The 24,594-nt window shown below is 37.0% G+C and carries 22 protein-coding genes, 3 pseudogenes and 1 other annotated feature; of the genes and pseudogenes, 12 read left to right on the top strand and 13 right to left on the bottom strand.

The genetic code is table 11. From position 1 onward, the window contains the following. Window positions 1-31: 31 nt before the first annotated feature. From J3U54_RS03465 to J3U54_RS03455, 3 genes are all read right to left on the bottom strand, one after another. The gene (locus tag J3U54_RS03465; protein WP_267385112.1) at window positions 32-1,216 is read right to left on the bottom strand and encodes a metal-dependent hydrolase family protein; all 1,185 of its coding nucleotides are present in this window, start codon (window positions 1,214-1,216) and stop codon (window positions 32-34) included. Between the two features lie 42 nt (window positions 1,217-1,258). Continuing rightward, window positions 1,259-1,500, bottom strand: a binding site (T-box leader). Between the two features lie 103 nt (window positions 1,501-1,603). Further along, on the bottom strand, window positions 1,604-3,682 hold the full coding sequence (locus J3U54_RS03460) for a glucose PTS transporter subunit IIA (protein WP_267385110.1): 2,079 nt from the start codon (window positions 3,680-3,682) through the stop codon (window positions 1,604-1,606). A 13-nt stretch (window positions 3,683-3,695) separates the two neighbouring features. Next, entirely contained in the window at window positions 3,696-4,391 is a 696-nt protein-coding gene (locus J3U54_RS03455; RefSeq protein ID WP_267385109.1) for an N-acetylmannosamine-6-phosphate 2-epimerase, read from the bottom strand. A 137-nt stretch (window positions 4,392-4,528) separates the two neighbouring features. Here J3U54_RS03455 and J3U54_RS03450 point away from each other — a divergent pair, with 137 nt between their 5' ends. Continuing rightward, on the top strand, window positions 4,529-5,347 hold the full coding sequence (locus J3U54_RS03450; protein WP_267385108.1) for a MurR/RpiR family transcriptional regulator: 819 nt from the start codon (window positions 4,529-4,531) through the stop codon (window positions 5,345-5,347). Between the two features lie 14 nt (window positions 5,348-5,361). Here the strand turns inward: J3U54_RS03450 and J3U54_RS03445 are convergent, their stop codons facing one another. The 9 genes and pseudogenes from J3U54_RS03445 to J3U54_RS03415 all read right to left on the bottom strand — a co-directional run bounded on the left by J3U54_RS03445 (window position 5,362) and on the right by J3U54_RS03415 (window position 15,769). After that, window positions 5,362-5,850, bottom strand: coding sequence for a prolyl-tRNA synthetase associated domain-containing protein (locus J3U54_RS03445; protein ID WP_267385107.1), 489 nt, complete (start codon window positions 5,848-5,850; stop codon window positions 5,362-5,364). After that, the gene (locus J3U54_RS03440; protein WP_267385106.1) at window positions 5,843-7,051 is read right to left on the bottom strand and encodes an MFS transporter; all 1,209 of its coding nucleotides are present in this window, start codon (window positions 7,049-7,051) and stop codon (window positions 5,843-5,845) included. Before J3U54_RS03440 ends, J3U54_RS03445 begins: the two co-directional genes overlap by 8 nt. Before the next feature lie 301 nt (window positions 7,052-7,352). After that, window positions 7,353-7,823 carry a hypothetical protein gene (locus J3U54_RS03435; RefSeq protein WP_103752039.1) on the bottom strand — a complete coding sequence of 157 codons (471 nt, stop codon included), beginning with the start codon at window positions 7,821-7,823 and terminating at the stop codon, window positions 7,353-7,355. A gap of 188 nt (window positions 7,824-8,011) precedes the next feature. Further along, window positions 8,012-8,134, bottom strand: a pseudogene (locus J3U54_RS09140) (DUF7010 family protein); the annotation flags it as partial. Then, window positions 8,128-8,454 (bottom strand): annotated as a pseudogene (locus tag J3U54_RS09135) (DUF7010 family protein). The pseudogenes J3U54_RS09135 and J3U54_RS09140, both read right to left, overlap by 7 nt. A 192-nt stretch (window positions 8,455-8,646) precedes the next feature. Continuing rightward, complete coding sequence (locus J3U54_RS03430) at window positions 8,647-11,655, bottom strand: type I restriction endonuclease subunit R, EcoR124 family (protein ID WP_267385105.1); 3,009 nt, start codon at window positions 11,653-11,655, stop codon at window positions 8,647-8,649. Between the two features lie 17 nt (window positions 11,656-11,672). Next, window positions 11,673-12,884, bottom strand: coding sequence for a restriction endonuclease subunit S (locus J3U54_RS03425; RefSeq protein WP_267385104.1), 1,212 nt, complete (start codon window positions 12,882-12,884; stop codon window positions 11,673-11,675). A gap of 20 nt (window positions 12,885-12,904) precedes the next feature. After that, a complete protein-coding gene (locus J3U54_RS03420; protein WP_267385103.1) occupies window positions 12,905-14,482 on the bottom strand; it encodes a type I restriction-modification system subunit M in 1,578 nt (525 codons plus the stop codon). Between the two features lie 432 nt (window positions 14,483-14,914). After that, on the bottom strand, window positions 14,915-15,769 hold the full coding sequence (locus J3U54_RS03415) for a hypothetical protein (protein WP_267385102.1): 855 nt from the start codon (window positions 15,767-15,769) through the stop codon (window positions 14,915-14,917). Between the two features lie 434 nt (window positions 15,770-16,203). On the opposite strand from J3U54_RS03415, the gene J3U54_RS03410 reads away from it, so the two are divergent. The 9 genes and pseudogenes from J3U54_RS03410 to J3U54_RS03370 all read left to right on the top strand — a co-directional run bounded on the left by J3U54_RS03410 (window position 16,204) and on the right by J3U54_RS03370 (window position 20,791). Further along, window positions 16,204-16,638, top strand: a complete 435-nt coding sequence (locus J3U54_RS03410; protein WP_267385101.1) for a LytTR family DNA-binding domain-containing protein — start codon at window positions 16,204-16,206, stop codon at window positions 16,636-16,638. Then, window positions 16,635-17,096 carry a DUF3021 domain-containing protein gene (locus tag J3U54_RS03405; RefSeq protein ID WP_267385099.1) on the top strand — a complete coding sequence of 154 codons (462 nt, stop codon included), beginning with the start codon at window positions 16,635-16,637 and terminating at the stop codon, window positions 17,094-17,096. The genes J3U54_RS03410 and J3U54_RS03405 overlap by 4 nt, the downstream gene beginning before the upstream one ends. A gap of 197 nt (window positions 17,097-17,293) precedes the next feature. Beyond that, the gene (locus J3U54_RS03400; protein ID WP_267385098.1) at window positions 17,294-17,479 is read left to right on the top strand and encodes a hypothetical protein; all 186 of its coding nucleotides are present in this window, start codon (window positions 17,294-17,296) and stop codon (window positions 17,477-17,479) included. A gap of 547 nt (window positions 17,480-18,026) precedes the next feature. After that, window positions 18,027-18,272: a hypothetical protein gene (locus tag J3U54_RS03395; RefSeq protein WP_267385097.1), complete on the top strand. Its 246-nt coding sequence runs from the start codon at window positions 18,027-18,029 to the stop codon at window positions 18,270-18,272. Continuing rightward, window positions 18,269-18,670 carry a type II toxin-antitoxin system death-on-curing family toxin gene (locus J3U54_RS03390; RefSeq protein WP_267385096.1) on the top strand — a complete coding sequence of 134 codons (402 nt, stop codon included), beginning with the start codon at window positions 18,269-18,271 and terminating at the stop codon, window positions 18,668-18,670. The genes J3U54_RS03395 and J3U54_RS03390 overlap by 4 nt, the downstream gene beginning before the upstream one ends. 289 nt (window positions 18,671-18,959) lie before the next feature. Further along, window positions 18,960-19,312 (top strand): annotated as a pseudogene (locus J3U54_RS03385) (IS30 family transposase); the annotation flags it as partial. Window positions 19,313-20,019: 707 nt separating this feature from the next. Then, window positions 20,020-20,247 (top strand): type II toxin-antitoxin system RelB family antitoxin, encoded by a 228-nt coding sequence (gene relB, locus J3U54_RS03380; protein ID WP_267385094.1) that lies wholly within the window; start codon window positions 20,020-20,022, stop codon window positions 20,245-20,247. 2 nt (window positions 20,248-20,249) lie between these two features. Beyond that, a complete protein-coding gene (locus J3U54_RS03375) occupies window positions 20,250-20,528 on the top strand; it encodes a type II toxin-antitoxin system RelE family toxin (protein ID WP_220220885.1) in 279 nt (92 codons plus the stop codon). A 107-nt stretch (window positions 20,529-20,635) separates the two neighbouring features. After that, a complete protein-coding gene (locus J3U54_RS03370) occupies window positions 20,636-20,791 on the top strand; it encodes a hypothetical protein (RefSeq protein WP_267385093.1) in 156 nt (51 codons plus the stop codon). Between the two features lie 233 nt (window positions 20,792-21,024). On the opposite strand, the gene rlmD is transcribed toward J3U54_RS03370, so the two are convergent. Continuing rightward, window positions 21,025-22,377, bottom strand: coding sequence for a 23S rRNA (uracil(1939)-C(5))-methyltransferase RlmD (gene rlmD, locus J3U54_RS03360; RefSeq protein ID WP_267385092.1), 1,353 nt, complete (start codon window positions 22,375-22,377; stop codon window positions 21,025-21,027). 175 nt (window positions 22,378-22,552) lie between these two features. Between rlmD and J3U54_RS03355 the strand changes: the two genes are divergently transcribed. Further along, window positions 22,553-23,263 (top strand): Bax inhibitor-1 family protein, encoded by a 711-nt coding sequence (locus J3U54_RS03355; RefSeq protein WP_267385090.1) that lies wholly within the window; start codon window positions 22,553-22,555, stop codon window positions 23,261-23,263. A 264-nt stretch (window positions 23,264-23,527) separates the two neighbouring features. Beyond that, complete coding sequence (locus J3U54_RS03350; RefSeq protein WP_267385089.1) at window positions 23,528-24,526, top strand: choloylglycine hydrolase family protein; 999 nt, start codon at window positions 23,528-23,530, stop codon at window positions 24,524-24,526. Window positions 24,527-24,594: the final 68 nt, after the last annotated feature.

Genomic DNA, 24,594 nt, shown 5'->3' with positions numbered 1-24,594 from the left:
TTGTTCGTAAAAGCAATAGTTTTGCTTAAATTTAATATGCACGACTACCTTTTTTGTAGACAGCCTTGTCTTTTTGGACAACTGCGCTAATCTTTTCTAGTGGATTTTCATCTAAAACTAAGAAGTCAGCAAATTTTCCTTCTTCAAGCGTGCCGTACTCATTGTCAATTTTCATCAATTTAGCCGAATTCAAGCTCGTTTGTAAAGCTTCCAAATTGGTAAAACCTTGTTCTACCAATAATGGCAGTTCTTCAGGCGTCATCTTAAAATCATTAAATGGCGTTCCGGCATCGGTTCCTAAGGTAATTGGCACACCAGCATTTTTGGCATGAGTAATATTACCGCGCAGATCCTTCCAAGCCGCCGCAATTTTAGCCATTTCCCATTCAGGAATCTTACCAGGCGCATATTCAATAAATGCCCAGGCACCAACTATAGTTGGCGTCAAGTAGGTCCCCTTTTCAAGCATTAACTTGATTTCTTCATCGTTTACATAAAAACCATGCTCAATACTGTCAACGCCAGCCTTAATTGCGTTTAAAATTCCGGGATTGCCTTCAGCGTGGGCTGCAACGATTAATCCCTTATGGTGGGCTTCTTCAACTGCAACGTGGATTTCTTCTTCACTTAGTTGCGGATCATCCATAAAGTCGTTTTCTGTCATCACACCACCTGTTGCCATAACTTTAATTGCCTTGGCACCCTTCTTTAAGCCCTGGCGGACGGCCTTGCGCATTTCGTCCGGCGAGTCAACCAAGTGACCAAAATTAGGTTGATCACCATGTCCGCCGGTCATTGAATATGGGCGACCTGATGGCAGAATCTCCGGCACCTTCGTTATTTTGCCCTCTTTAATGAGCTTGCTCAATTCAATGTCAATATCAAATGTGCTGCCACATTCACGAATATATGTAACACCAGATTTTAACAAATCATGCAAATTGCTTAATGCGCGAACAACTGCTGCTACTTCACCGGTTTCAGTCCCGCCATCTGCGGTCAAGGGATCCATAATGATATGAGTATGACAATTGATCAGTCCTGGCATGACATACTTATTTTGTAAGTCAACCGTTTTATCAGCTTCAAGCTCAGTGTTTGCTCCAACTTCAACGATTTTGCCAGTTTCATCATCAACCACCAAATAAGTGTTAGGACGAATATGGTCAGTTACTCCATCAAACAAATTTACGTTAGTAAAGACTGTTTTGGTCATTTAAATACCTCCAAAAACAAATTAAAAAGCACCCGTTCCTTCAATAAGGACGAGTGCTTCGCGTTACCACCTTTAACTTTATTTATTACTCACGTAATAAATCTCACTAGCTATCTAACAATAGCTTGCAATAATAACGGATGCAATTCCGCTGCTGGCTAACTGTCACCAGCAGTCATCAAATAGAAGCCCATGTTCATTATCTGTTACCTGCTAGCTTTCACCAATTGCCAGCTCTCTTTATTGGTTACCATGATAATTACTCTGCTTTTCAAGATGAAATTATTTAATTAGTTTTTAATTTAGCATCTTATATACGGCTTGTCAATATGAAAAAGTGGAAACAATTGTATTAATATTTTTTAGCTGAAATAATGGTGGCAGCTTTTACTTTAGCAATACCTCATAGACTTTGGACTGAGCAGCTACTTCTGCTTGTTCTTTGACTAAAGACCTTCCCTTAGTTAAGTGTGCAGCCGAATTCGTGACGGCAACGATTACTGTTGCCTTTTTACCTGCATCCTTTATTTGCGTTAAATCCATTTGTGCTAGTTCAGTTGCAGTTGTCACTTGATCACCTTCATGGACCTTAATGGTAAATGGCTTACCGTTAAGGTCAACCGTATCAATTCCTAAGTGGAGCAAAACTTCAAGTCCGGCCGCCGTTTTGATTCCAAGAGCGTGTTTGGTAGCAAAAATAGAAACGACTTGCCCCTCGATAGGGCTATAAATAGTTGTACTTGTAGGTTCTATTGCGTACCCTTCGCCCATCATTTTCTTAGAAAACACTTCATCGTCAACTTGTTCTAACGGAATAAAAGTACCATTTACCGGAGCCGTAAAGTAACATTTAGAATAGCCATCTTCCCCCGAATTATTGACAGTCTTAACTGGCTTAACATCCTTAGCTGCCGAAACGGCTGAAGGCGCTGAAGCAGGTTGCGACAACAAGTCATTAATTTCCTGACTATATAAATCCGCTTTAGCTCCAAAAATTGCCTGCACTCCACCCGCAACGCGCAAAATGCCGGGCGAGCCGAGTGTCTTGAAGACTTCTTCATCAATCTTTGAATTATCATTTAAGGCAATTCTTAATCTAGTAGCACAAGCAGAAATAGTTTTAATATTTTGCCTGCCACCCAAAGCGGTTATAATTTGACCAGCTTCTGTAGTTAAATTATCTTGTGTTATTGTAGTAGATGAATTTTCCTTATCAACAGTAGCTTTTGTTTCCTGCATTCCCGGAATATTGACGTGAAACTTTTTAATACAAAAAGTAAACACAAAAAAGTACAAACAGAACCAAATAATTCCTATGAGTAAGACATTTGGCCAATTAGTTTTATCTTTTCCCTGCAAAACGCCAAAGAGCAAGTAATCAATTAAGCCGCCCGAAAAAGAATTACCAATTCTAATATTCATAATGTCGGCAAAATAAAAAGAACAGCCATCTAGGAATGAATGAATCACATACAACCAGGGTGCGACAAACAAGAAAGAGTATTCGAGCGGTTCAGTAATTCCGGTTAAAAATGAGGTTAAACCACCTGAAAGATAGAGCCCGCCATCTTGTTTACGATTAGCTTTCGGCAGACAAAAGTACATTGCTAAAGCTGCACCAGGCAAGCCGAACATCATCGTGGCAAAGCGCCCAGCAAAAAAGCGTGTACCGTAGGTAAACAGACCATGAAAATTGGGATCAGCTAATTGGGCAAAAAAGATATTTTGTGCTCCAACAGCTGTTTTTCCGGCTACTTTCGCTGTTCCACCTAAAGCGGTATACCAAAACATTGGATAAATTGTGTGGTGCAAGCCAACTGCACCGGTTAATCTTAACAAGAAGCCATATAGAAAACTACCAAAACTGCCCATTTGTGCAATCGCATGACCAGCCGCAGTCAACCAACCCTGAATGGGCGGCCAAATCAAGTAAAAGATCGCTCCAATAAAAATAGCAGCAATTGAAGATATGATGGGAACAAATCTTGAGCCACCGAAGAAGCCCAAAAATTGCGGCAACTGAATTTTGCGATAATGATTATGCAGATAAGCAACGACAGAGCCAATAACGATTGCTCCCAAAACACCAGTATCAATCGTATTTTTGGAATTAAAGATCTGTAATAAGCCTGATATTGTAGCGGTATAAACCAAATAAGCAACACCACCAGCTAAGCCAGCCGTTCCTTTGTCACCTTTTGCCAAGCCAACTGCTAGCCCAATTGAAAAAATTAATGCAAGATTGCTGAAAACAGCGTTCCCAGCAAAATTCATAATTTTTAAGATATCCTGTAGCCAAACTTGGTTTAATACCGGGAAAGCCGCTATTGCAGCGTCATTTGTTAATGCACCCCCTAGTCCTAAGAGCAACCCAGCAACTGGTAAGATCGCAATTGGGAGCATAAAAGCTTGTCCTAATTGCGAAAACCACTGGCCGGTTGCCGCCAATCTATTCTTTTTAGTCATTTTTCTCTCCTTCTTATTTCTGCTTGAACACCTCAGTAAATGTTTTAGCAATCTGAAGCGGTCTAGTAATCGCACCTCCAACTACGATTCCTACCGGGTCAAGCTCTATCACTTTTTTCAGTTCGGCCGGAGTATGAATTTTTCCTTCTGCAATTAGCGGTATCTTCGCCGCAACAATTTTCTTAATCAACTCATAATCCGGTCCCGGCATGTTGACACTTTCTTCGGTATAACCGGCAAGTGTTGTGCCGACAAAATCCATCCCACACTCATATGCATTTTTTGCTTCGTCAAAATTAGAAATATCTGCCATTAATAATTGTTCCGGATATTTCCTTTTCACTTCAGTAATAAATTCGTTGATTGTTTTTCCATCATGTCGCGCTCTTAAAGTGCAGTCAAACGCAACAACCTCAACCCCTGTTTCAACTAACTTATCTACTTCTTTCATTGTTGGCGTGATAAAAGGCTTCTCAGGTGGATAGTCTTTTTTGATAATCCCGATTATTGGTAAATTAACTGCCGCCTTGATTTCCTTAATATCACGAATACTGTTGGCACGAATTCCAACTGCACCTGCTTGTTCAGCAGCTCGTGCCATCAAAGGCATCACTCCTCCCTTTTCGGTATATAGCGGCTCCCCTGGTAGTGCCTGACATGAAATAATCAGTCCTCCGTGAACCTGTTTAGCAAATTTGTTTTTCTTCATTCGTATTATTACTTCAAAAGTTATAAATTTTGAAGTTTTCCTCCAAAAACAATCATATTATCTTTATCCGGTAATTGCAATCGATTGCCAGAAAAAAACTGTTATAATTTAGACATAATCAAGAAAGAGTTTAAAAAATGAACTTCATTCAGCTATTTAATCAAAATAAAGACAACTTAACTAAATCGGAAATCAAACTGGCCAATTACATTGCCACCCATTCTGAACACGTAATTTATGACTCAATTAAATCTTTAGGAAAAGCCACCAATACCAGTGATGCGACAATTATTCGTCTCTGTAAGAAATTGGGTTTTACTGGTTTTGCCAAGCTAAAAATTTTTCTGGCCCAAGAGTCTTTAACCAAAACCAACGAGTTAACTTCGACTCCTAGCGAATTTTATACTGATAGTGCCAAGATGCTAATCGATTCAATTAAAAAAACCGAAAACCTACTGACTAGCGCCAATCTACATAAAGCAATTAATTTGTTAGCTCAAGCTAAACAGGTTTATTTGTTTGGTGTTGGGCATTCGGGCGAATCCGCCAACGATTTTGCCAAGACCTGGCTAAGAATCGGATTAATTGCTCACGCAGAAAGTGATCCGCATATTCAGGTTCAGATCAGTTCGTTACTCGGCCCAAAAGATGTTGTTGTTGGCTTATCCCTTTCAGGTCATACAAAAGATACTTACGATTCCCTAAAATTTGCCAAAAAAAATGGAGCTAAAATCATTACTATTTCGAATGATCTTAACTCCCCAATTGCGGAACTTGGAGACGTTCAGCTCCAAACCGCTGTGAGTGAATTTAGCAGCGTTGGCACTGTTGCTGGCCAAGTGTCGCAGTTATATTTATGTGATGTTCTTGCTCGCGGATATGAAATCACGACTAAAGTCGATAGCCAGGAACTAAAAGAAAAGGTTTTAGTTGAAATCCTGAAAAAAGAAATCTAACTAATTTAGTCGTTTTAAGCAAAATCAACTAAATGGACAGGATTGCCATGTGCTTTAATCAAGTTGATCAAGTCACCACTATTAAGCCAGATAGTTGCTGTATTGTCATTGGGATGCATGCCAATAAGAGGCTGTTTCAAAAAATACGCATCCAAGTATAGTGGAATCTGCACATCTACATTATTTAGTAACGCTAAGGGCGTGACAGAGCCAGGCGTTACTTGCAAAAACTTTTTTAAATCTTCTGGTGAAGCAAAAGTTAACCGCCGCGTGCCAAATTTTTGGCGAAATTCCTGCAGGTTAACTTTTTTATTGCCCTTAACCGTCAGTAAATAGTAATGCTTTTTCTGATCGTCGCGAATAAATAAGTTTTTCGCATCTGCTTCGGGATGAGGCAAATGTAAATTAGCTAAATCGGCCATATTGAAAACAGCTGGATGATCAATTTTTTCATAATTAATCTGATGCTGATCAAGGTAACGTAAAGTTTCTATTTTATTCATGACTGGACCCTCCCTTTGTTCGTAAAATTAAGACATATGCAATGCCAATCAGCACAACTGTAACGACCGTAGTTGAAGTTAGCATAATAATTGTCCCGTAACTTTGCACAATTGCTCCAATAATTGGATTGATGATCATCGTGACTAAACTAGTGGCAAAGGACAAGCCAGAAATAAAAGTTGCACGAGACTGATCGCCAACCCACAAGTTTAGCATTTGCATGACCACCGGATCTAAAATATCTAACGTAATATACAGTAAGCCGGCACCTAGCAAAAAGAAATACTTGTTGCTTTGCAGTTGCAGCCCGGTTGAAACTAATAATATACTAGCGATTAAAATTGTTAGCGTTGAAAACTTTAATTTAATTAAACGATATGCCTGTGTGGCTACTAGACCACCCGCAAAGCTAAACAACATAAAGACGCTGCCGTTTGCGGATGCATCGAAACCCAACTGGGAAAGATAATTGGGTAGCAGCATAAAAATCGCATTGACAACGGCTGTGATGATAATCATAAAAATAAACAAAAAAAGAATGTTTGGCGAATGAACCATATCTTTGAAAACTGACAAAATACTTTTTAACATGCGCGAGTATGATTCTTTTGTTTCATTTTCAGATGTCGCAATCTTTTTCTGTTCTTTTGTAACAGCGATAATAGATATTGCTCCGAGTAAAAACAATGACTGAAAGAGGTATGGCATTTTGACATTAAGGGTAAATAAATACCCACCAACGGCCGTGGCTAACCCGAGAATAATTGAGCTAATCAATTGCATATTCCCGCGGATTTTGCCGTAACTGTTTTCTGCACCATCATTGCGGATCCCCTCATAAAATAAAGCATCATCAGCACCACTGGTTAAAGCATTGGCTATTCCTTCCAGCCCAAAAGAAAGTACCAAAACTGGGAAAACCAGGTCCTTGGGTAGAAAAAGCGCAGAAATTGTTATTAGTGGCGTTAGCACTGAGACCAATAGACCTGCAAGCACTACTTTCTTATTTTGAAACATGTCGCCTAAAATACCACTAGGAATTTCTGAGAAAAACTGGGCAAACATATAAATTGATTCTAACAGTGAAAATTGCACTAAATTTAGTTTTAAAATTTGAACAACAAATAACACGCTGATTATGCGGGAAAAGCGTGTATTTTTAAAGGCTGTATAAAGGTAATATTTAATTGTATTGGTCATTTTTTAAGTCCGGTAGTATGATGTTGAAGCTATTTAACGGATAGCATTTCCGTAAAAGCTAAATCGGTATTTTTGTTAAAATTAGATTAACATGATTTAAGAGCTTTGTAAAATGGGTATTATTTTATGTACTTTGGAACAATTATTTAAATGATTTTGAATTTCGCTGAAAATCATGTCAATCACATACTCCGATGATATGATCAAATTTCCATCATATTTAAACAAAAATGGCAAATACTTGTTTGAAAGCAAATACATACTTATATTACCTATTGTTTTTAATGATTCAACAGTCTCTCTATCCGTTACGCATTTTAACAGCAAATTTTACATCGTTTATTTTATTCTTTTTATTTTCATAATATTTTTTTGCTTCTTTATAAAGCGGCTCCAGCTTTTCTTTTGACTCCCCAAAAATCTCTTCTCTAATATAAAGTATTAATGCAATATTTCGGAAGTAACGATAACACTTCGTTTTAAAATTATCTCCTAAACTAGTTCCATTCTTTAGTTTAAACTGGATATAATTTTCTAAATGAAAATGTTGACTATATTTCTCATGTTCATTATTACAGTAAATATCAGCGATTACTAGCCAATCTCTACGGTAAGATTTAGATTTCTTGCCTTTTTTAATCTCCCTGTCTTCTCCTCCCTCCTCAACGTCAAAAATTGCTTTAGAGTATTCAGTATCATATTTTTCTTGTTCTTTTGCAGCCTCTAATTTTTCCAAGACCTCACCCAGCGTTATAATTTTGTTTTCCATCATTTTGACCTCCCGCCTTAAAGTGAACACGCGTTAGAGAATTGACTCTTTAACTCATATGCAATTATACCACTTTTAAATAAATCGCTTTCAAGCATATATGATAACACAGTTTAGCCACACCTAATTAATGTTTAGATTATAAGCTCTTTCTAGGAATGCTATCTATATAAATACCTGCTAATTTATAATCATACATATAATAATATATAAGGCTCGAAATTGATGCCAATTGTTAATACCAGAACTGGAATTATACCTGATAAAACAAAATAAACTTGTGATTTATATAGCCAATCGTATGGCATCAAATGTGTGCCAAAAAAGGTTTTGTGATAACCATTAGCATTTTGTCAGGAATTGTTGGATAAATCCACATTGCAATTAAAAGGTAAAGCACTTGATTGACTGAAAAGATAATTCCTAACTCAGTTAATGGATTTGCTTTGTTTTGAAAATCAACCTAAATTAGTTTAGAAATTATAAAGGACGTTGGCAGCAAAAAAGCTGCACAAACAAACGTGAATAAGTTTTTAGTCAAAATCGGCCACATTGTTAGGTGAACACAGGTGATTGCCAACCAGATTAAAACAGAAGCTAAAATAATATGAAGACCTTTTTTGCTTGATAGCACAATCTAGTCGTAATTGGTTGATCTTTTGCATGTAAATACTCCCAAAGCCGTACTTTTAATTCATAACCGTATATAAAGATAAATTATATATTAGAAATTGCATGCACTCAATAAGGGCAATGAACTCACGGCAAATGGATAGAAAAAGCTCATACTATTTTTCCAGTATGGGCCACTTCACTTATTAACTATTTAATTTTCTGTTTCTAGGGGCTTAATCTTGGTGGTGTAGACGGCCTTCACCTGTTCACGAACCTCGGATTTCCATTTAAGCCAGTTAGTTAAGCCACTATTAGGGTGTTCTTCTTTATATTGTTCAAAAAACTTCTTACTCGTTAAATCACCCATCCCCTTCGTATTTTTAACATCAGGATCATAGTTCTTAACAACATATTGGAGATTACTATAATTTAAGCCATAGTTTTTCGCAAAGTCTTGCAAAATTTGCTGACTATCTTGATCAATTTCTTGTTGCAAGATTTCTTCAACTTTTTGAGCAGAATATTTTTGAGGTTCACGTTGAACGTCATTCCAAAGACTGCGAATATGGTCGGCGCGCGGTTTATTAGTCTTAGCGTATTGATCAATATAATCGTCGACTTGTGCTTGATTACCTGAATCTTGTGGTAAAGCCCGCCGTTCCACTTCATTATTAGAATCAGAAATATAGTCTCTGATCAAACCCATAATGTAACCTTCATCAACTTCTTTGGTATGGAAAGATTCCAGCTCATAGTCTTCGTCAATCCCGATATCAACTGGCTCATCGCTTTCACCATTATCCGCCTTGAGCTTATCAATAATGTTATTGTAAGTACCCTCAAGTCGATCAAGAGTTGCCGAAGGAATATCATTAATATCTATCTGTTCAGCTGGCAAAAGATCCTCTTGCGTGTCTAATTCATCATAGGTTTTAATAGCTGTAATTGTCTTATCATATTCCTGGAAAATTTTCAGAAACTTCTTTTGTTCTTTAATAGGGGCATCAGCAAGTTGGTCGACTGCTTCCGGATTTTCAATATACTGATCAAGTTTTTTCCGAGCACTTTGATAACGTTTTTTAGATGTTAACCAATCTGGCGCTAAAACATCATTCGTGCCACCTTTGGCATACAGCGTCAGCGCAGTATCAATGGCGTCACTATACTGATCAGGATATTGGAAAGTAACCACTTGTCCCCAAGTTTTACCTGCATCATAAATCCGGTTAGTTCTTGAAAAAGCTTGAATTAAATTCTGTGGATTCATCGGCGGCCGGTCAAGGTACAAGGTCGAAAGCCGCGGTGCGTCAAAACCAGTTAACAGCCGGTCGACAACAATTACAATATCAAGTTGTTGGTTAGGCTTTTGATATACCCTTTCTTTACAAGCTAAACGATCGTTAACATTGTGATTATAACCACCTAATTCGCCCATTGAAAAATTAGTATTGAACATCTGATTATAATCTCGCAATGATGCTTTCATCTCTTCTTGGTTAGCAGCCGATTCAGCTTCATTTTGCGAGATTGAATAAGTAATAGCTACTCTTGGAAAATCAGGCGCCACTTTTTGAATCCGCCGAGGAACTTCACCCTTTTCAATGGTCTCGCGAAAAATGCGGTAGTACTTTTGTGCCTGCTTAATTGAAGAAGTCGAAAAAATTGCCGAATAACGATGACCATTGCTCAGGCCCTGCTTACGATATGCCAAATCTAAAACCCGTTTAACTACCGCCTTCATATGAGCATCAGTCAAATAAACATCGTCGTTATCACTTTGACTGCTATCGCCTTGATTGTCGATTTTAAAACCTAGAACCTTTTTATCGTGAATCGCATCTTCAATGGTATAAGTATGTAAAACCGGACCGTATAATTGCTCGGTCGTTCTTGCCTCCTGGCCATTTTCCGTTCGGGCATTTTCAGCAAAAATGGGCGTTCCAGTAAAGCCATACCATAATGGTTGACGATAGAAAAACTTATCCAATTCGCGTTTTTGCGCTGGCGTAACCGCCCGATGGCACTCATCAACAATAAAAGCTAACTGCAAGTCCTTTAATTTCGCATATTTTGTTGCAATTTCAGGTGAGTTCTCCATCCGTTTAAAAATTGCATGCATCTTTTGTCTAGTTGTCACAATCACACTGCGATTGCCATCACCTAGTTGCTTTGCCAGCTCAAAACTATTTGCAGTATCGTCGACATCAATCGTATCGTTGTTGGCATAGGTTTTGAAAGCAGTCGTTGTCTGCATGTCCAAGTCTTTACGATCGATTAGAAAAATTGTCTTATCGATAGCAGGAATTTGTAATAAATTACGCGCTACTTTATAAGACGTAAGAGTTTTACCCGATCCAGTAGCATGCCAAACAAAGCCAGACTTGCGAGCTTTTGAAGCATTAAAAATTGCCTGAATTGCTTGAATTTGGTACGGTCTAAGCAAAATAATCTTTTGTGCTTTATCATCCAAAACCGTGTAATCTGCAATCATATGATGCGCCATTGGAATTGATAAAACTACTTCCGCAAACTCCAGATAATCATCTACCGGCTTCTTATTGAGATCAATCCAGGTGGTCAAAAAATTGGCATTCAACTTTTGTCCTGCTGCAATGTAGCGCGTAGTAGTACCGTTAGTCACAACGAACATTTCAACAAAGTTATAAATATCGCCAAACTTATCTTCTTTAATATACTTTTGAATCTGCCTAAAGGCATCCATATAAGGAAAATTGGGCGTTTTTAATTCGATATGAATCAGGGGCAAACCATTGATAAGCAAAGAAACATCAAAGCGGCGATCTTGATCAAGAGCTGACAGGCTTGAAGCATTGACTTCAACTTGGTGAACGACTTCGTATACGGATGAACCACCAGATATATTAGTATTGTCTAAAATTAATAAATCTGCATCTGGCAAAGCCGAATTATCGCGCTTTAAATGGTGTCGCACTTGCCGATTAGCACCTGACAAAAATTTGGCAGCTTGATAAAAATTGGGCTGCGTGATTTGCGTCCGAATGGTCTCTTTCTCATTGGTCGTCAAAGGAACATCACGAAGCTGATCACGATTATTATCTTCTAGAATTTTGAAAAAATTATCCCATAATTGCGGAATTGTTCTTAAATCTTCTCGTAGATGCCACTGATTAGTCCCTTGCGTCAGATGATTAATCAGCGCTTCTTCCATTTGAGATTCTTTTACCGAAGTCAATACCATGTCATTCTCCTTTCCAACTATTCAACAAACATATTTTGCAGTAAGGACTTTTTAACTAGCTTTAAATTACTAAATTTTTTATTTTCAAGTTCAATTAAACGGTCTATTTTGGCAAGGAGGTTGCCAATTTTTTGTTGTTCTGCAATATTAGGTATTTTTACTAGTTTGCTCTCCATTTCACTTTTAGTTAGATGGATCATAGTTGACCCATTAGTATTATTCAGTAACTTTGATCTATCTTCCAACAATAGCTGATAAGTAAATTCCTTATTTAATAAGGAAGAAAGTTCTATTTTCCATATATGATAATGATAAATTACTGTACTCCCATTCCAAATATGTGGTCCAAATGTTGCAGACCACGTATAAAGCAAATCTCCTTTTTTAGCATAATACTTTTCTGGTAGTTGTAGATTTGAGTAATACCAAGAGTCATTAGTATAAAAGTTTCCCACTCGTAATACGGGATACTTACCTTTTTCAAGTAACTCACTCTGCTTATATGCTCTTCCATTTAGAAACTTCGCTATTTTACCTAAAACAAAATCTCCCCATTCCTCCACAAAGCCCTTAAACCGCAATTCTGGTATTTTTGCATCTTGTTTAGGAAATAGCTTTTGCAGCAGGGCTTTTTTCAGCAATTCCAACTGGTCGAGCTTTTGCTGCTGCAAATCAAGTAGTCGGTCTAATTTGGCAAAAAGACCACCAATTTTTTGTTGCTCTCCAATATCAGAACTTGTACAAATTGTAATTTTGGATATTTCATTTTTATTTATTTTTTTAGGAAAAGCTATATGCAAAGTCCTTTTCCACAATTCTTTTTTTACTCTAGGGCTTTCAACCAAATACATTAAATAATATGAGTTTCTAACATTTTTACATGATTTAGCCTTTGGCTTTAATAACGCCAGAGAAACATAATATGCTAAATCTCCATCACTTTTAATTATATTAACGGTTCCTATGTCTCCAATCCTTGTCATTAATAGGTCACCACATGCTGGTTTAGAAGATTTAAATTGCAAGTCAAAGTCATTTTTAGAAATATATTTGTTGGTTTTTAAATTTCTGATATTTTCAACGCTAACAAAAGGGACACCACTTTTTGTATATGTAGGTGTCTGATGTACACCATCGTATACATTTAAAAGACGGCTTAATTTTACTGTATTCCATTCGCTATAAAAGTTCATAAATCTGATATGTGGCACTAATCTACATTCACTCATTTATCTAACCTTACTAACTTCTATAAGATATTTTTCAACTGATCAAGCACTTTTTGAGCCTCTTCATCCGTTCCAACCAGCTCGTCCATCGCTTGCTTAATCTCATCAGTTACTTGAGCTTCTTCATTTTTAATTGCTTGCATATCAGAGACTAGCTTTTGCACATCTACAGGAGGCTCTTCTTCAAAGGTATCTACATACCGCGGAATATTTAAATTGAAGTCATTTTCTTTAATTTCGTCATAACTAGCTTTATGAGCATATTTTTCGACATCTTTACGTTTAGCATAAGTATCCAAGATTCGGTTAATATTTTCTTCACGTAACTTGTTTTGCGTTTTAACCTTTTCAAAGTCCTTAGAAGCGTCAATAAACAAGACATCACGGTCCTGCTTATCTTTCTTTAGTACAATAATCACTGTTGGAATACTGGTACTGTAAAACAAATTTGCTGGCAAACCAATTACTGCATCAATAGAACCATTCTCAAGCAGCTTTTGTCTGATTTTACCTTCAGCAGCTCCACGGAATAAAACTCCGTGTGGCAAAACGATTGACATTGCCCCACTGTGCTTTAAATGATACAGTCCATGTAATAAGAAAGCATAATCAGCTTTCGATTTTGGCGGTAAAACGCCGTAAGGAGAAAAGCGTGGATCATCCAAAAAGCCCTTATTAGCAGACCATTTTAACGAATACGGCGGATTCATGACAACCGCATCGAAATTATTGACTTCTTCAGCAGGCCAATCTTCATCTAATGTATCACCATTGCGAAGGTGACGATTAGCTTGGTCAATATTGTGCAGAATCATGTTCATTTTGGCTAAATTATAGGTTGAAGTATTAATTTCTTGACCATAATAAGTAATCCGGTCATGGTTGGGAACATACTTTTTAAAGTTTAGTAGTAACGAGCCTGACCCCATTGCTGGATCGTAAACGGCCATGCCATCAGTGTAATCTTTACCGACTAATGTTAAACGCGTTAATAATTCAGAAACTTGCTGCGGCGTGTAAAATTCACCCGCTTTTTTACCAGATTCTGAGGCAAACTGACTGATTAGATACTCGTAGGCGTCGCCTAGACTATCACCAGGAGTTTTTACTAACTCAATTTTCCCAATCGCTTGAATTACATTTGCAATCGTGTCTGTTCTCTTTTGAGCCGTGCTTCCCAGGCTTTTAGAGTACAAATCATAGTCGTCAAACAATCCTTCAAAGTCTTGATCACTACTTGCAAGTTTATTAAAAGCATCCCCCAACTGCTTAACCTGAAAAGAATGATCATTCACTGCTTTTAAAATACTATTGTACGTGTATTCTGGCTCAATTACATAGCCCAAGGACATTTTTAGCTCATCAATCAGGTCCTGCTCATTAGCGTTTTCTTCATATACTTCCTGGGCTTGCTCAAGCGTTCCATCCGATTGATCAGTTAGCAATTCCAAAACATAATAAAGCATATGATCAGAAAGATATTTATAGAAAACTGTTCCTAATAAATAATTTTTGTATTGATTAGCGTCCATTTTCGAGCGCAATGAATCTGCAGCGCTGAATAGCCCTTGCTGTAAACTTGTAGTAGTATTTGACATGACTTCCTCCGACTTTTGTTAAATATTCGTCCAAATCTAATTTGGCATTCAATGCTACACCATTAATCTCTTTTTCAAATGTTATTTTCTGAATTTCGCATAATTTTACACAGTAGCTTAGTGTTAATTGTATCATTGTTTAAATTGCATCGGACAGGAATCCTTAAATTACTTTTTAGAATTAAAATTAATAGATTTGCAACCTCATACACCCTAATATCTTAAAAAAGAAAAGTTAGATTAAATTAAATTTACCCTATGTTTAATATGAACAAAAAAGCCCCCAACAATTTGGCGGCTCAATTAATGTACTTAATTAATTTCTAGTCATATTAATATGACTTAGTAGAAAAACAACACTTTTATATTTTACCTAAATTTCAAATTAATACCTAATTTAAAAAGAATCAAACTGATGAGCCTTTATAATTTTTAGCGAAACAGAAGATCCTTATAGTAAGTATCATTATAAGGATAAAGTTTTCTTCCACTATCAATTAATTTTCCTCTAAAATAAACTGTAGCTTTAACATTCTTATCCAAAAATTCAGTGATATTTGATGTCGCTGCTCTTTTTTTAAGCTCGCTAATATTTGAATATATTTTAGGCAGAATACTATTATAAAATCTTATTTCTACCATATCTTTTCCTCTTGTAGTATTACTAAGAAAAGCTTTTCCATAAAAAATTCTAATTTTACCCCAATCAAATCTCTTATTCGTTGCTGGAACAAACAATTCATTTAAAGATAATTCTTCATTTCCTTTTTTAGACTTAATACTAACAATCTGGGTATTATTATCAAGATTGTTATCTTTAAATAAATCAACAAAGCTAGCAACTGAGTATATATTTCGAGATTCGCGCCCTATTTTCCCACTCGTATTAGCACGAGAAGAGGTTTTATTAGGACTTGACGTATCAGTTGAATCATTGGTAGCTCCAATATTTGTTACGGCTTTATTAAGTGATTTAGTCATTTTAATTAAACCGTTTTTCTGAATAGTACTTTTCGCTCCTTGTGCTTCTTTTTCAGCCTGTTTAGCTGATTCAGATTCAGAAACTTCTGTACAATCAACAATATGAAGGTCATTTTTAGATGACGGTGTAAAATAATATCTTTTACCGGTTTGTTTCCAATTAGTACACGTTAAGGGTATTCCACAATTTTTGTCAACACATTTAAACGCTTTGGAATCATTTAGTTCATCTTTCCTAGATAATTCACTTGCTTCTTTTGCGCTAATCGACCTATTCAGTTCAGTGCTAAAGGCTCTTTCAGTCATGATGTCTCTCCTCTTTATTTCATTATGTAGAATTTATTGTACAGATATTTAACAAATTTTATGAAAGAAAGTCATTATTAAATCTAGAATAAAAGGACTTTAAAAATATAGTAAGTAAATAATCTATCAATAAATTTCTTTAAGCGTTTTAAATAAAATGCTTATCAAATTATTACTTTATGTCTTTTATTATAAGCGAATTTTTAATTTAGTCCTAATTTTTATATTTTGATCAGTGCTAATCAGAATATTTTCAAATAGTATTTAGTTACATTTTGAACGATAAATTTCTATTTTATATAGCTTTGCATTTTAAGGGCTCTGCCGAATGTACTCCCATAACAACCATTGATGTCAAATTCTTGACCACTTAGTGCAGAAACGGAAAAAGGACGAATCTATAGACTATACTTAATGACAAAGGAGGCAGAGAGATGAAAATTAATTGTCACATCGACCCTAATTTGGAGGAGGAACACGGTGAACTTTGGATCAAAGAAATGACACCCAAGATCAACGACTTTTTACAAGTAATGTCCTCGAGCGATGACGTTCTATGGTGTCATTATCAGGCTCAAATTATTCCGGTCAAATATCAGGATATTTATTCATTAGAGGTGGCCAATAGAGAAACTAACATTTATACAGAAAACCAGCAGTTTTCCTATCACGACCGTTTGTCTAACATGAAGGCCAACTTACCCAATTACTTTATTGAAGCTTCAAGGAGCGCAATTTTTAACTTCAATTATATTGATCATCTCGAACTCCTTGACAACGGGCTAATTGATGTCGTTCTAACTAATAACCATCGGATTCAAATTTCCAGACGTAATATCAGAAACCTGAAAGAGAGGCTTGGCATATGAAAAAAACAGTTAAATATTTATCTTACGCTTTTAGATTTGCAACAACAGGTGTTTTTATCGGCCTGGTAATTTCATTAATTTTTAGCTACATAGGAAATCCCAATTCATTTTATTATCCATCGACTTTTGCCTTTGTTAAAAAATTTGCTCGTCCTTTAGATGCGGTTGCAGTTTCAGCTTTGCTCTGGGCGCTAATTGGATTGGTTTTCGGCTTTGGCAGCATGGTTTATTCCATCAGAAAATGGTCATACCTAAAGCAAACAATAACTAGTTTTATTATCTATTATGTCGGTTTCACTCCTTTGGCTATTCTTGCAGGTTGGTTTCCGTTAAGTTGGATAAACCTGATTATTTTTACAGCTGAGTTCATTTTGATCTTTTTGGTATTTTGGACTTTTTATTACTGGAAAGCTGCCCGAGAAATAAAGCGCATTAATCAAAAAATCAAAAAGCAGTAATTATTAAGCAATATGATCGCCCTAGTAGATTGCTCATGGGTTCTGGCATGCTAAAACAGTTTTAATAAGATTAAGAAACTTACATTAAGGTACCCACTAAATCTACTACGATTCATTTCGATAAAGATATACTTAATCTGATTTACGAGCAGGCCAACTTAGCTAGCAAAACTATTACTGAATTTATTTATAATCCAGTGTTAGATAAACTCGAAAATGGCTTTGATTATCAAGCTAGTAATAATGATGTTCGGATAGTTAATTTTTTTGACTCACCAGAGGCTAAGTTGACCAAAAAAGAGGCTGAAGATGGTAAAACTGAAGCAAACGTTAACCTAAGCGACTTTGCTAATTGGATTAATAAAATCAACACCCCCTTATAAAACAAAAAAGTTGAACTTCCTTCGTCGGATGTTCAACTTTTTTGTTATTTGCTCAAACTCAGCAAGTGCCGACCGTAAGTCATTGATATTTTGCCAGCTCTTTTTCTACCTCTTTGCCATATTCAGGCATCCCCAGTAAGAAGAAATTCTGCACACCTGCTTTCACTTTGACCAGATAATTTTGGTCTTTATCTTTGTCCTTTACATGATTGCCTTTTTGCTGCTTGTTACCGACAATAGTAGCTGAAACTTGATTTTAGCAGTCGTCCGAAATGTTTTAGTCTCATCAATGGGTATTTTAAATACCATTTTAGTAATTGCTGACCCACTGACTTCGACTATTTTTTAAGTATTGTTGGCGCCACGCAGGTTAACTATTCCTTACATGTAATTTTAATGGCCTTCGCCGTTACCTTGGCTCTTATGCTAAAAATTTATAAGAAAAAACAGATAATTGCAGCAGCCGACTGATCAAATTTTTTAAATTAAGAATCATTAGTAGCTGTCGTAATCACCATATGCTAATATGTAGTTACGAGGTGATATGATGTTAAAACTAACAGGAAAGTCTAAATTCTTTAAAGCAGGCAATTCATTTGGTCTTAGGTTAACAAAAAGTGATCAAGAAATTCTTCAGGCTAAACCCGGTGATGAATTTGAAAAAACAATTTCACCAGACGGACAGACAATTACCTTCCGTAAGAAACAAAGAGTAAGCTCCGACACTCAGAATATGATTAAACAATTATTTAATGAAAATAAAGAATTAATGGAGCGCCTGAAAGAAGAATGATTTACTTAACCACAGCGGAAATTATTGCTATTAATAAATATGTTCTTGAAGGAGTTGGTCAAAGTTACCAAGGCATCCAATACCCTGAAGGCCTTTCTTTAGTCATTGAACAACCGCAAATGGTTGTTTTTGGGCATACACTTTACCCAACTATTTGGTTGAAGGCAGCTTATATTATGCAAAAAATTACTAAAAAACATATTTTTGTTGACGGCAATAAACGAACGGCTTTTTTGGCAACACTATTATTTCTCAAAAAGAACGGCTATGAAACACATTTAACAGCTGACGAAGGTGAAGCACTAATAATACAAGTTACGCTTGCTAATGATTCAGAAGACGAAATGATGAAAATATCTGAGATCCTTAAATTGCACAGTATTAAAACTAATAATTAGCACCACATTTTATAAATTTGGTGTTTTTATTTTGCACTTGATTTTTACGAGAAGTATAAGTAGCCAAACAAAAAATGCATAGTCTATGATATGAACCCCGAACTTAGGACAACTTCGAGGTTTTTATTATGGCTAAATTATCTAAGCAAGATAAAGTTGAAATCTTAAATTTTGGGCGGAATTATCAACTTGGGCCTAAAGAATTGGGTTGACGTTATGGCATTAATCCTGCTAACATTATGTATTTGCTTGCCCTCATTAAACATCACGACCTAGCTATTTTAGACCAGCCTTTAAAACCTTGCGCAGCCAATATCAAGAACACTGAAACGAGGTCTTCAAAACCATTACCACCGATAATGGTTTTGAATTTGCGAATCTAGCCCAGTTAGAACAAATAACACAGACACTGGTTTACTATGCGCACTCTCACACTCTTCTTGTGATAAAGGCGGGATTGAGCGACATAACCGGTTAATTAGAGGCTTTATCCCCAAAGGCAAATATGTCAAGGATTATGACTTAATGCAAATCTATGACATTGAAGAATGGTGCAATAACCTGTCGGGCAAGATTTTAGCCTGCCACACCCCCGATGAATTATATGAAAGAAGATTAGATTACATTTACCAAATCAAATAAGGTGTTCTACTTAAAATTGCAATTTTCGATTTTTATTTTTAACAAGTAAATTAGTAATATTTTTATAGCTCTCTTCATTGGAGAACTTTTTATGTTTATTAGATTATCTAAAGAAGAGAACATGCTATATGATCACACCCATTATTTTGCTTTAATCGCTTGCTATCGACATTTTCAGAAAAGATATAAACAGTCACTAAACCAGATGTTACAAGAATTTTAAAATTAGTTCGATTATATATGAAAAAATAGCTTATGAAATCAGTGATGCCACTTTTGGTATGCACATATTAAGTGAATAAATAAATATTCATAATTATCAATTTCAGCTTTCCACAAAGCACAACTTTCAAGTTATAAAATGCCAAAAATGTACCCTTTCCCATCATCAAAATCGGAAAAGATACACTTTTAATTATTGTTAAATGCAGCCAGACCGCAATTTATCACCTATTTTTCAGTCCGTTCCAGCACCGTTTCCGCCTCCACGTGCCGCTAACTAAGTTGGACAATTACTTTTGCTCAATAAAAAGCATTGTATTTGTTAACTTGATTTCACAATTTCAAATATTGGCCCGTTTTAGGGATAATTGGCAAGTACATCATTTATGACGGTCGAGGAATATTGATGCTTTAAAAAGCATAGTAGAACGCATCTGCATTCTATTATGGTATAATATTATTAACATATCTGAGGAGGTCTAAACATGACAAATGCTACTAAATCTACTACCATTCGTTTTGATGAAGACGTTTTAAACCTGATTCATAGACAAGCAAATCTTGATGGTCAAACTTCTACTGAATTCATGCGTAATGCCGTTCTAGAAAAGCTCGCGGATAGTCTTGACTACCAAGATGCAGTCAAAAACATCCGCGAATCCCACGGCCAAACTGTATCTCGTGATGATGTTAAGAAGCAATTAGGTCTTTGATTATGCGATACACGTGGTCGTTCAATCAAAAAGCGCTGAAAGATTTCAAGAAAAGTCTTGATAAGCCTGTTCAGCGGCGAATTATTAATTGGCTCGACAAACACATCGAAGGGTCAGATAATCCACGCATTTGGGGTAAGCCCCTAGAAGGTGAACTTGGTACTTTATGGCGTTACCTGGTTGGTAGTTATCGCATCATTGCTGATATTCAAGACGAAGTTTTTACCGTTGTTGTCGTAAAGGCAGGTAAAAGAAATGACGTCTACAAACGAAAAAGGTAAGCTAACTTTTATCCGCCCTATAGGCCTTAAAAATAAAATATAAGAAGAGCATAGGCTTGAAAGTTAACCCTCTAGATTGGACCAAAATCTATCTGGAGGGTTTTACTATGGTTAAATTTACGGTTGAGCAAAAATTACAAGCTCTTAATTTGCTTAAAGAAGTTTGCAGCTGCTCCCTGGCGCAAGTAATTGGCGCTGGATCACATCAAACAATTGATACTTGGGCTGCGCACACCAGTCCAAAGCATATTGCCAGACCCTAAAGCAGCACCACGTTTTTCAAAGCATGTCGCGGCGGGCGACCTGCCACGACAATAGGGCCTGTGGGAGTCTCTTTCACATCATGAAGGTTGCAATACAGAGCGATCTTTTTCAAAAACTAGACCAATTGCATACTCAGCCGTCAAAAGCAAAAAGTGCACTAATCCCAATCGTGCAGAGAGGAAAAAGTACACTTTTAATCACCGATAAATGTAACCAGTCCGCGATTTATCGCCTATTTCTTAGTCCGTTCCAGCACCGTTACCGCCTCAACATGTGGCGTTTGTGGGAACATATCAACTGGGTCAATGCGGTTAAAATCATAACCCAATTTTTGGAATTCTTGTAAGTCGCGGACCATGGTAGCTGGATTACATGAAATATAAACAATCTTCTTGGGGCCGGTTTTAACAGCCGCGTCGATAAATTCTGGCGTCAAGCCCTTTCTTGGTGGATCAACAAAAATGACGTCAGTCTTCATCCCCTTAGCTGCCCACTTTGGCATTACCTCTTCGGCTTTACCGGTCACATATTTGGCATTGTGCAGATCATTGATTTCAGCATTGTTATTGGCATCCTTGACCGCATCACGCACGCTTTCGATCCCGCGAACGGATTTAACATGCTTAGCGACCGTCAACCCAATTGTCCCAATACCTGAATAGGCATCAACGACAACATCATCTGGCGTAAGCTCTGCCTTTTTAATTGCCAAGTCATACAATCGCGGCGTCTGCAGTGAGTTGATTTGGAAGAAACTTTCCGGTGAAATTCTGAACTTCACGTCGCCGATTTGATCAGTAATTTGTGGCTTACCAAAAATCAAGTAGTCAACTTTGCCCAAAATTACATTAGTTTTCTTCGGATTGTAATTTAACACAAGGCTGGTCACGCCTTCGATCGCCTTAATCGCTTCCGCAACTTTTGGCAGTTGCGGAAAATCCTTATGTAAACAAACCAAGATAACCATAATCTCGCCTGTTGCCTTACTGCGACGGACATCGAGGTATCTGACTTCGCCTTCATTATGAATTTCGTCATATGCCGGAACGCGGTACTGACGTAAAACATCGCGAACAGCAACTAAGACGCGGTCAATTTCTGGATCAGTTGTAAAGAAATTGGTTAGCGGCACAAGATCGTGTGAATGACGCCGGAAAAAGCCAATTTCAAGTTGACCGCCAATTTCACGCACAGGTACTTGCGCCTTATTACGGTAACCTGTTTCTTCAGGGCTCGGCAGCGTTTGGCCGACTTCCACATTGTCTAAGTGCGCTTTTTGCAATAAATTGACCACTTGATTCCGTTTGAATTCAAGCTGCTTGTCATAGTTGATATGAGCAAGCGAAGCTAGACCAGTTTGCACCCATTGATTAAGCTTAATGTTCACACGGTCGGGACTTTCCTTGATGATTTGTTCGATTTTTGCAAAGGCAAAGTTCTTCTTGACCTTTAAGATTTTGGCACTGACCGTTTCACCTGGTAAAGCATTGGTGACAAAAACAGTCATCCCTTCGTAATGCGCCACGCCCATGGCCTCATATGATAAGTCAGTAATTTCTAATTCAATAATTTGATTTTTTTCCATTTTTTGTCCTTTTTTACAAACAATTAGTTAACTTCTCTATTTTACTAGAAAAAGCGGAAAAAGTAACATTCTAGGTCATTCTTAACTTTGATTTAATTTAACTAATAGCTCTTCACTCACATCTAAAAATGTGTTAGTTTTATTACTAATCATTTCAACTAGAAAGGACGTTTTTATGAATAATTTTGAAACAAATTCAGATCGGCGCCAAATCCACACTATTAGCGAGACGAACGGCTTTTTAACCAAAATGTATGGTTTTATGGCTGGGGCTGTGTTAATTTCCGCCTTGACTGCTTACTTAACCATGAACGTTTTTCGAACTGCTGTCATGAACATGCCAGTATCAATTATGTGGTTAATCCTATTAGTTCCCTTTGCTCTGTCAATGGGAATCAGCTTTAAGGCCGACCGCAACCCGGTTGCCAGTCTGGTAATGTTAGGCGTTTTAGCAGTAATTTATGGTTTTGAGTTTGCTCTAATTGCTGGTTTTTACACCGGTACGCAAATTACCACTGCCTTTATTTCATCAGCAGCGATTTTTATTGCAATGGCCGTGTTTGGCACTATTACCAAAAAAGATTTATCTAACTGGAATTCTTATCTAAGTGCTGCACTCATTGGCTTTTTAGTAGCTTGGATTGTCAACATGTTTTTGCATAATCCAGCCATTACTTATATCTTTTCATTCATCGGTGTTATTATTTTTACCGGTCTAACCGCTAGTGACGCTAATAAAATGAAAATCATTTATAACAATTATGGTGATCAGGTCGCAGAAACTGGCTTAGCTGTCCTTGGTGCCCTGCAGTTATACCTCGACTTTGTCAATATTTTCATGTTTTTACTTGAAATCTTTGGCGGAACAGGCAGCAATAACAACTAATTAGCCGCAGTTAGTTATAATGAAGTTACCCCCTCCGGATTAGAATGTATTGTTCTTTTCTGGAGAGGGTTTTTCTTTGCTTCAATCTATGGGCTCTTTAGCACTTGGGGCGCAACAATTGTGGCTAACTATAAATCCATTTTAACTAGTAGCTATTCTTTAATATTTTTATTAGAAATAGCTTGAATTATATTACTATTACTCTTATACTTTTCTTCATATCAAAAAAATTAATGACATTATTATACATATGGAGGTAGCAATATGATTGGCTGCAGCAGTTTCACAATGGAAACTAAGGATAAGAAACACTTTTTATCGCGAACAATGGATTTTATGATGGAAATGGCAGAACAAGTGGTTTTTGTACCAAAACAAAAGACTTTCGCTGTTTCTTACGAAGCTAGACAAGAGATTACTAGTAAACACGCTTTTATCGGTATGGGCAGCCTTGATGATAGTCCGATTACTTGTGACGGGGTTAATGATGCTGGTGTTACTGGAGCCGTCCTTTATTTCCCCGGATATGCTTCATATCAAGAACAAGCGGCTCCTGGTACCTGGGCAGTTTCTCCTGACAAAATCATTTCAGTAATTTTAGCGCAAGCAGCTTCTTTGGCAGAAGTTAAAGACCTATTTAAAAAGCAAATTACCATTGTTGACGAGGGGAATCCAACTTTAAAAGTTGTTCCCCCTCTTCACTACATTTTCTCCGACACTTCAGGTGCAAGCCTAATTGTGGAACCCCAACAAGATGGCATTCACCTTATTGAAGACTCAATTGGCGTGATGACTAACAGTCCTGACTATCATTGGCATGAAACTAATCTGCGCAACTATTTAGCGGTCACACCTAAGCAACATGATGACGTTGCGTTCTTGGGCAAAACCTTGAAGCCTTTTAGCCAAGGATCAGGCACATTTGGCCTCCCTGGTGACTTTACGCCAACTTCACGCTTTGTTCGAACAGCCTTTATGAAAAATAATGTTGAGCAGCCAAAAGATGAAATTGGCGCAGTGACTTTGGCTCATCATATCCTCGAATCTGTTAGCATCCCGCGCGGCATTGTAGTAACTCCTGACCAAACATTTGATTTTACCTGCTATGCTGCTTATATCTGTGCAGAATCAAAGACCTATTATTATTCTACTTACGGCAACCAACGGATTAGGTGTGTTCAATTAACCCCAGAACTCGAAGCCGAAACAGATTACCGTGAATTTAAGGTAAATCCTAAAGAAGATATTGAACGACTAAACTAATTTGAGCCGCATAAAGGTATGGCTGATTACAATCATGTTCAGCTATCGGGTAGTTGCTTTTGCCACCA

The sequence above is a fragment of the Lactobacillus sp. B4007 genome, from assembly GCF_026535895.1.
Classification (GTDB): Bacteria; Bacillota; Bacilli; order Lactobacillales; family Lactobacillaceae; genus Lactobacillus; species Lactobacillus panisapium.
Note: the sequence above shows the minus strand (reverse complement) of the source record. Positions and strands in the feature narration are given on the sequence as shown.

Bases quoted from the DNA above. Each gene is read 5' to 3' on its own strand.
- J3U54_RS03465 (WP_267385112.1), bottom strand. From the start codon at position 1,216: ATGACCAAAACAGTCTTTACTAACGTAAATTTGTTTGATGGAGTAACT.
- J3U54_RS03460 (WP_267385110.1), bottom strand. From the start codon at position 3,682: ATGACTAAAAAGAATAGATTGGCGGCAACCGGCCAGTGGTTTTCGCAA.
- J3U54_RS03455 (WP_267385109.1), bottom strand. From the start codon at position 4,391: ATGAAGAAAAACAAATTTGCTAAACAGGTTCACGGAGGACTGATTATT.
- J3U54_RS03450 (WP_267385108.1), top strand. From the start codon at position 4,529: ATGAACTTCATTCAGCTATTTAATCAAAATAAAGACAACTTAACTAAA.
- J3U54_RS03445 (WP_267385107.1), bottom strand. From the start codon at position 5,850: ATGAATAAAATAGAAACTTTACGTTACCTTGATCAGCATCAGATTAAT.
- J3U54_RS03440 (WP_267385106.1), bottom strand. From the start codon at position 7,051: ATGACCAATACAATTAAATATTACCTTTATACAGCCTTTAAAAATACA.
- J3U54_RS03435 (WP_103752039.1), bottom strand. From the start codon at position 7,823: ATGATGGAAAACAAAATTATAACGCTGGGTGAGGTCTTGGAAAAATTA.
- J3U54_RS03430 (WP_267385105.1), bottom strand. From the start codon at position 11,655: ATGGTATTGACTTCGGTAAAAGAATCTCAAATGGAAGAAGCGCTGATT.
- J3U54_RS03425 (WP_267385104.1), bottom strand. From the start codon at position 12,884: ATGAGTGAATGTAGATTAGTGCCACATATCAGATTTATGAACTTTTAT.
- J3U54_RS03420 (WP_267385103.1), bottom strand. From the start codon at position 14,482: ATGTCAAATACTACTACAAGTTTACAGCAAGGGCTATTCAGCGCTGCA.
- J3U54_RS03415 (WP_267385102.1), bottom strand. From the start codon at position 15,769: ATGACTGAAAGAGCCTTTAGCACTGAACTGAATAGGTCGATTAGCGCA.
- J3U54_RS03410 (WP_267385101.1), top strand. From the start codon at position 16,204: ATGAAAATTAATTGTCACATCGACCCTAATTTGGAGGAGGAACACGGT.
- J3U54_RS03405 (WP_267385099.1), top strand. From the start codon at position 16,635: ATGAAAAAAACAGTTAAATATTTATCTTACGCTTTTAGATTTGCAACA.
- J3U54_RS03395 (WP_267385097.1), top strand. From the start codon at position 18,027: ATGTTAAAACTAACAGGAAAGTCTAAATTCTTTAAAGCAGGCAATTCA.
- J3U54_RS03390 (WP_267385096.1), top strand. From the start codon at position 18,269: ATGATTTACTTAACCACAGCGGAAATTATTGCTATTAATAAATATGTT.
- relB (WP_267385094.1), top strand. From the start codon at position 20,020: ATGACAAATGCTACTAAATCTACTACCATTCGTTTTGATGAAGACGTT.
- J3U54_RS03375 (WP_220220885.1), top strand. From the start codon at position 20,250: ATGCGATACACGTGGTCGTTCAATCAAAAAGCGCTGAAAGATTTCAAG.
- J3U54_RS03370 (WP_267385093.1), top strand. From the start codon at position 20,636: ATGGTTAAATTTACGGTTGAGCAAAAATTACAAGCTCTTAATTTGCTT.
- rlmD (WP_267385092.1), bottom strand. From the start codon at position 22,377: ATGGAAAAAAATCAAATTATTGAATTAGAAATTACTGACTTATCATAT.
- J3U54_RS03355 (WP_267385090.1), top strand. From the start codon at position 22,553: ATGAATAATTTTGAAACAAATTCAGATCGGCGCCAAATCCACACTATT.
- J3U54_RS03350 (WP_267385089.1), top strand. From the start codon at position 23,528: ATGATTGGCTGCAGCAGTTTCACAATGGAAACTAAGGATAAGAAACAC.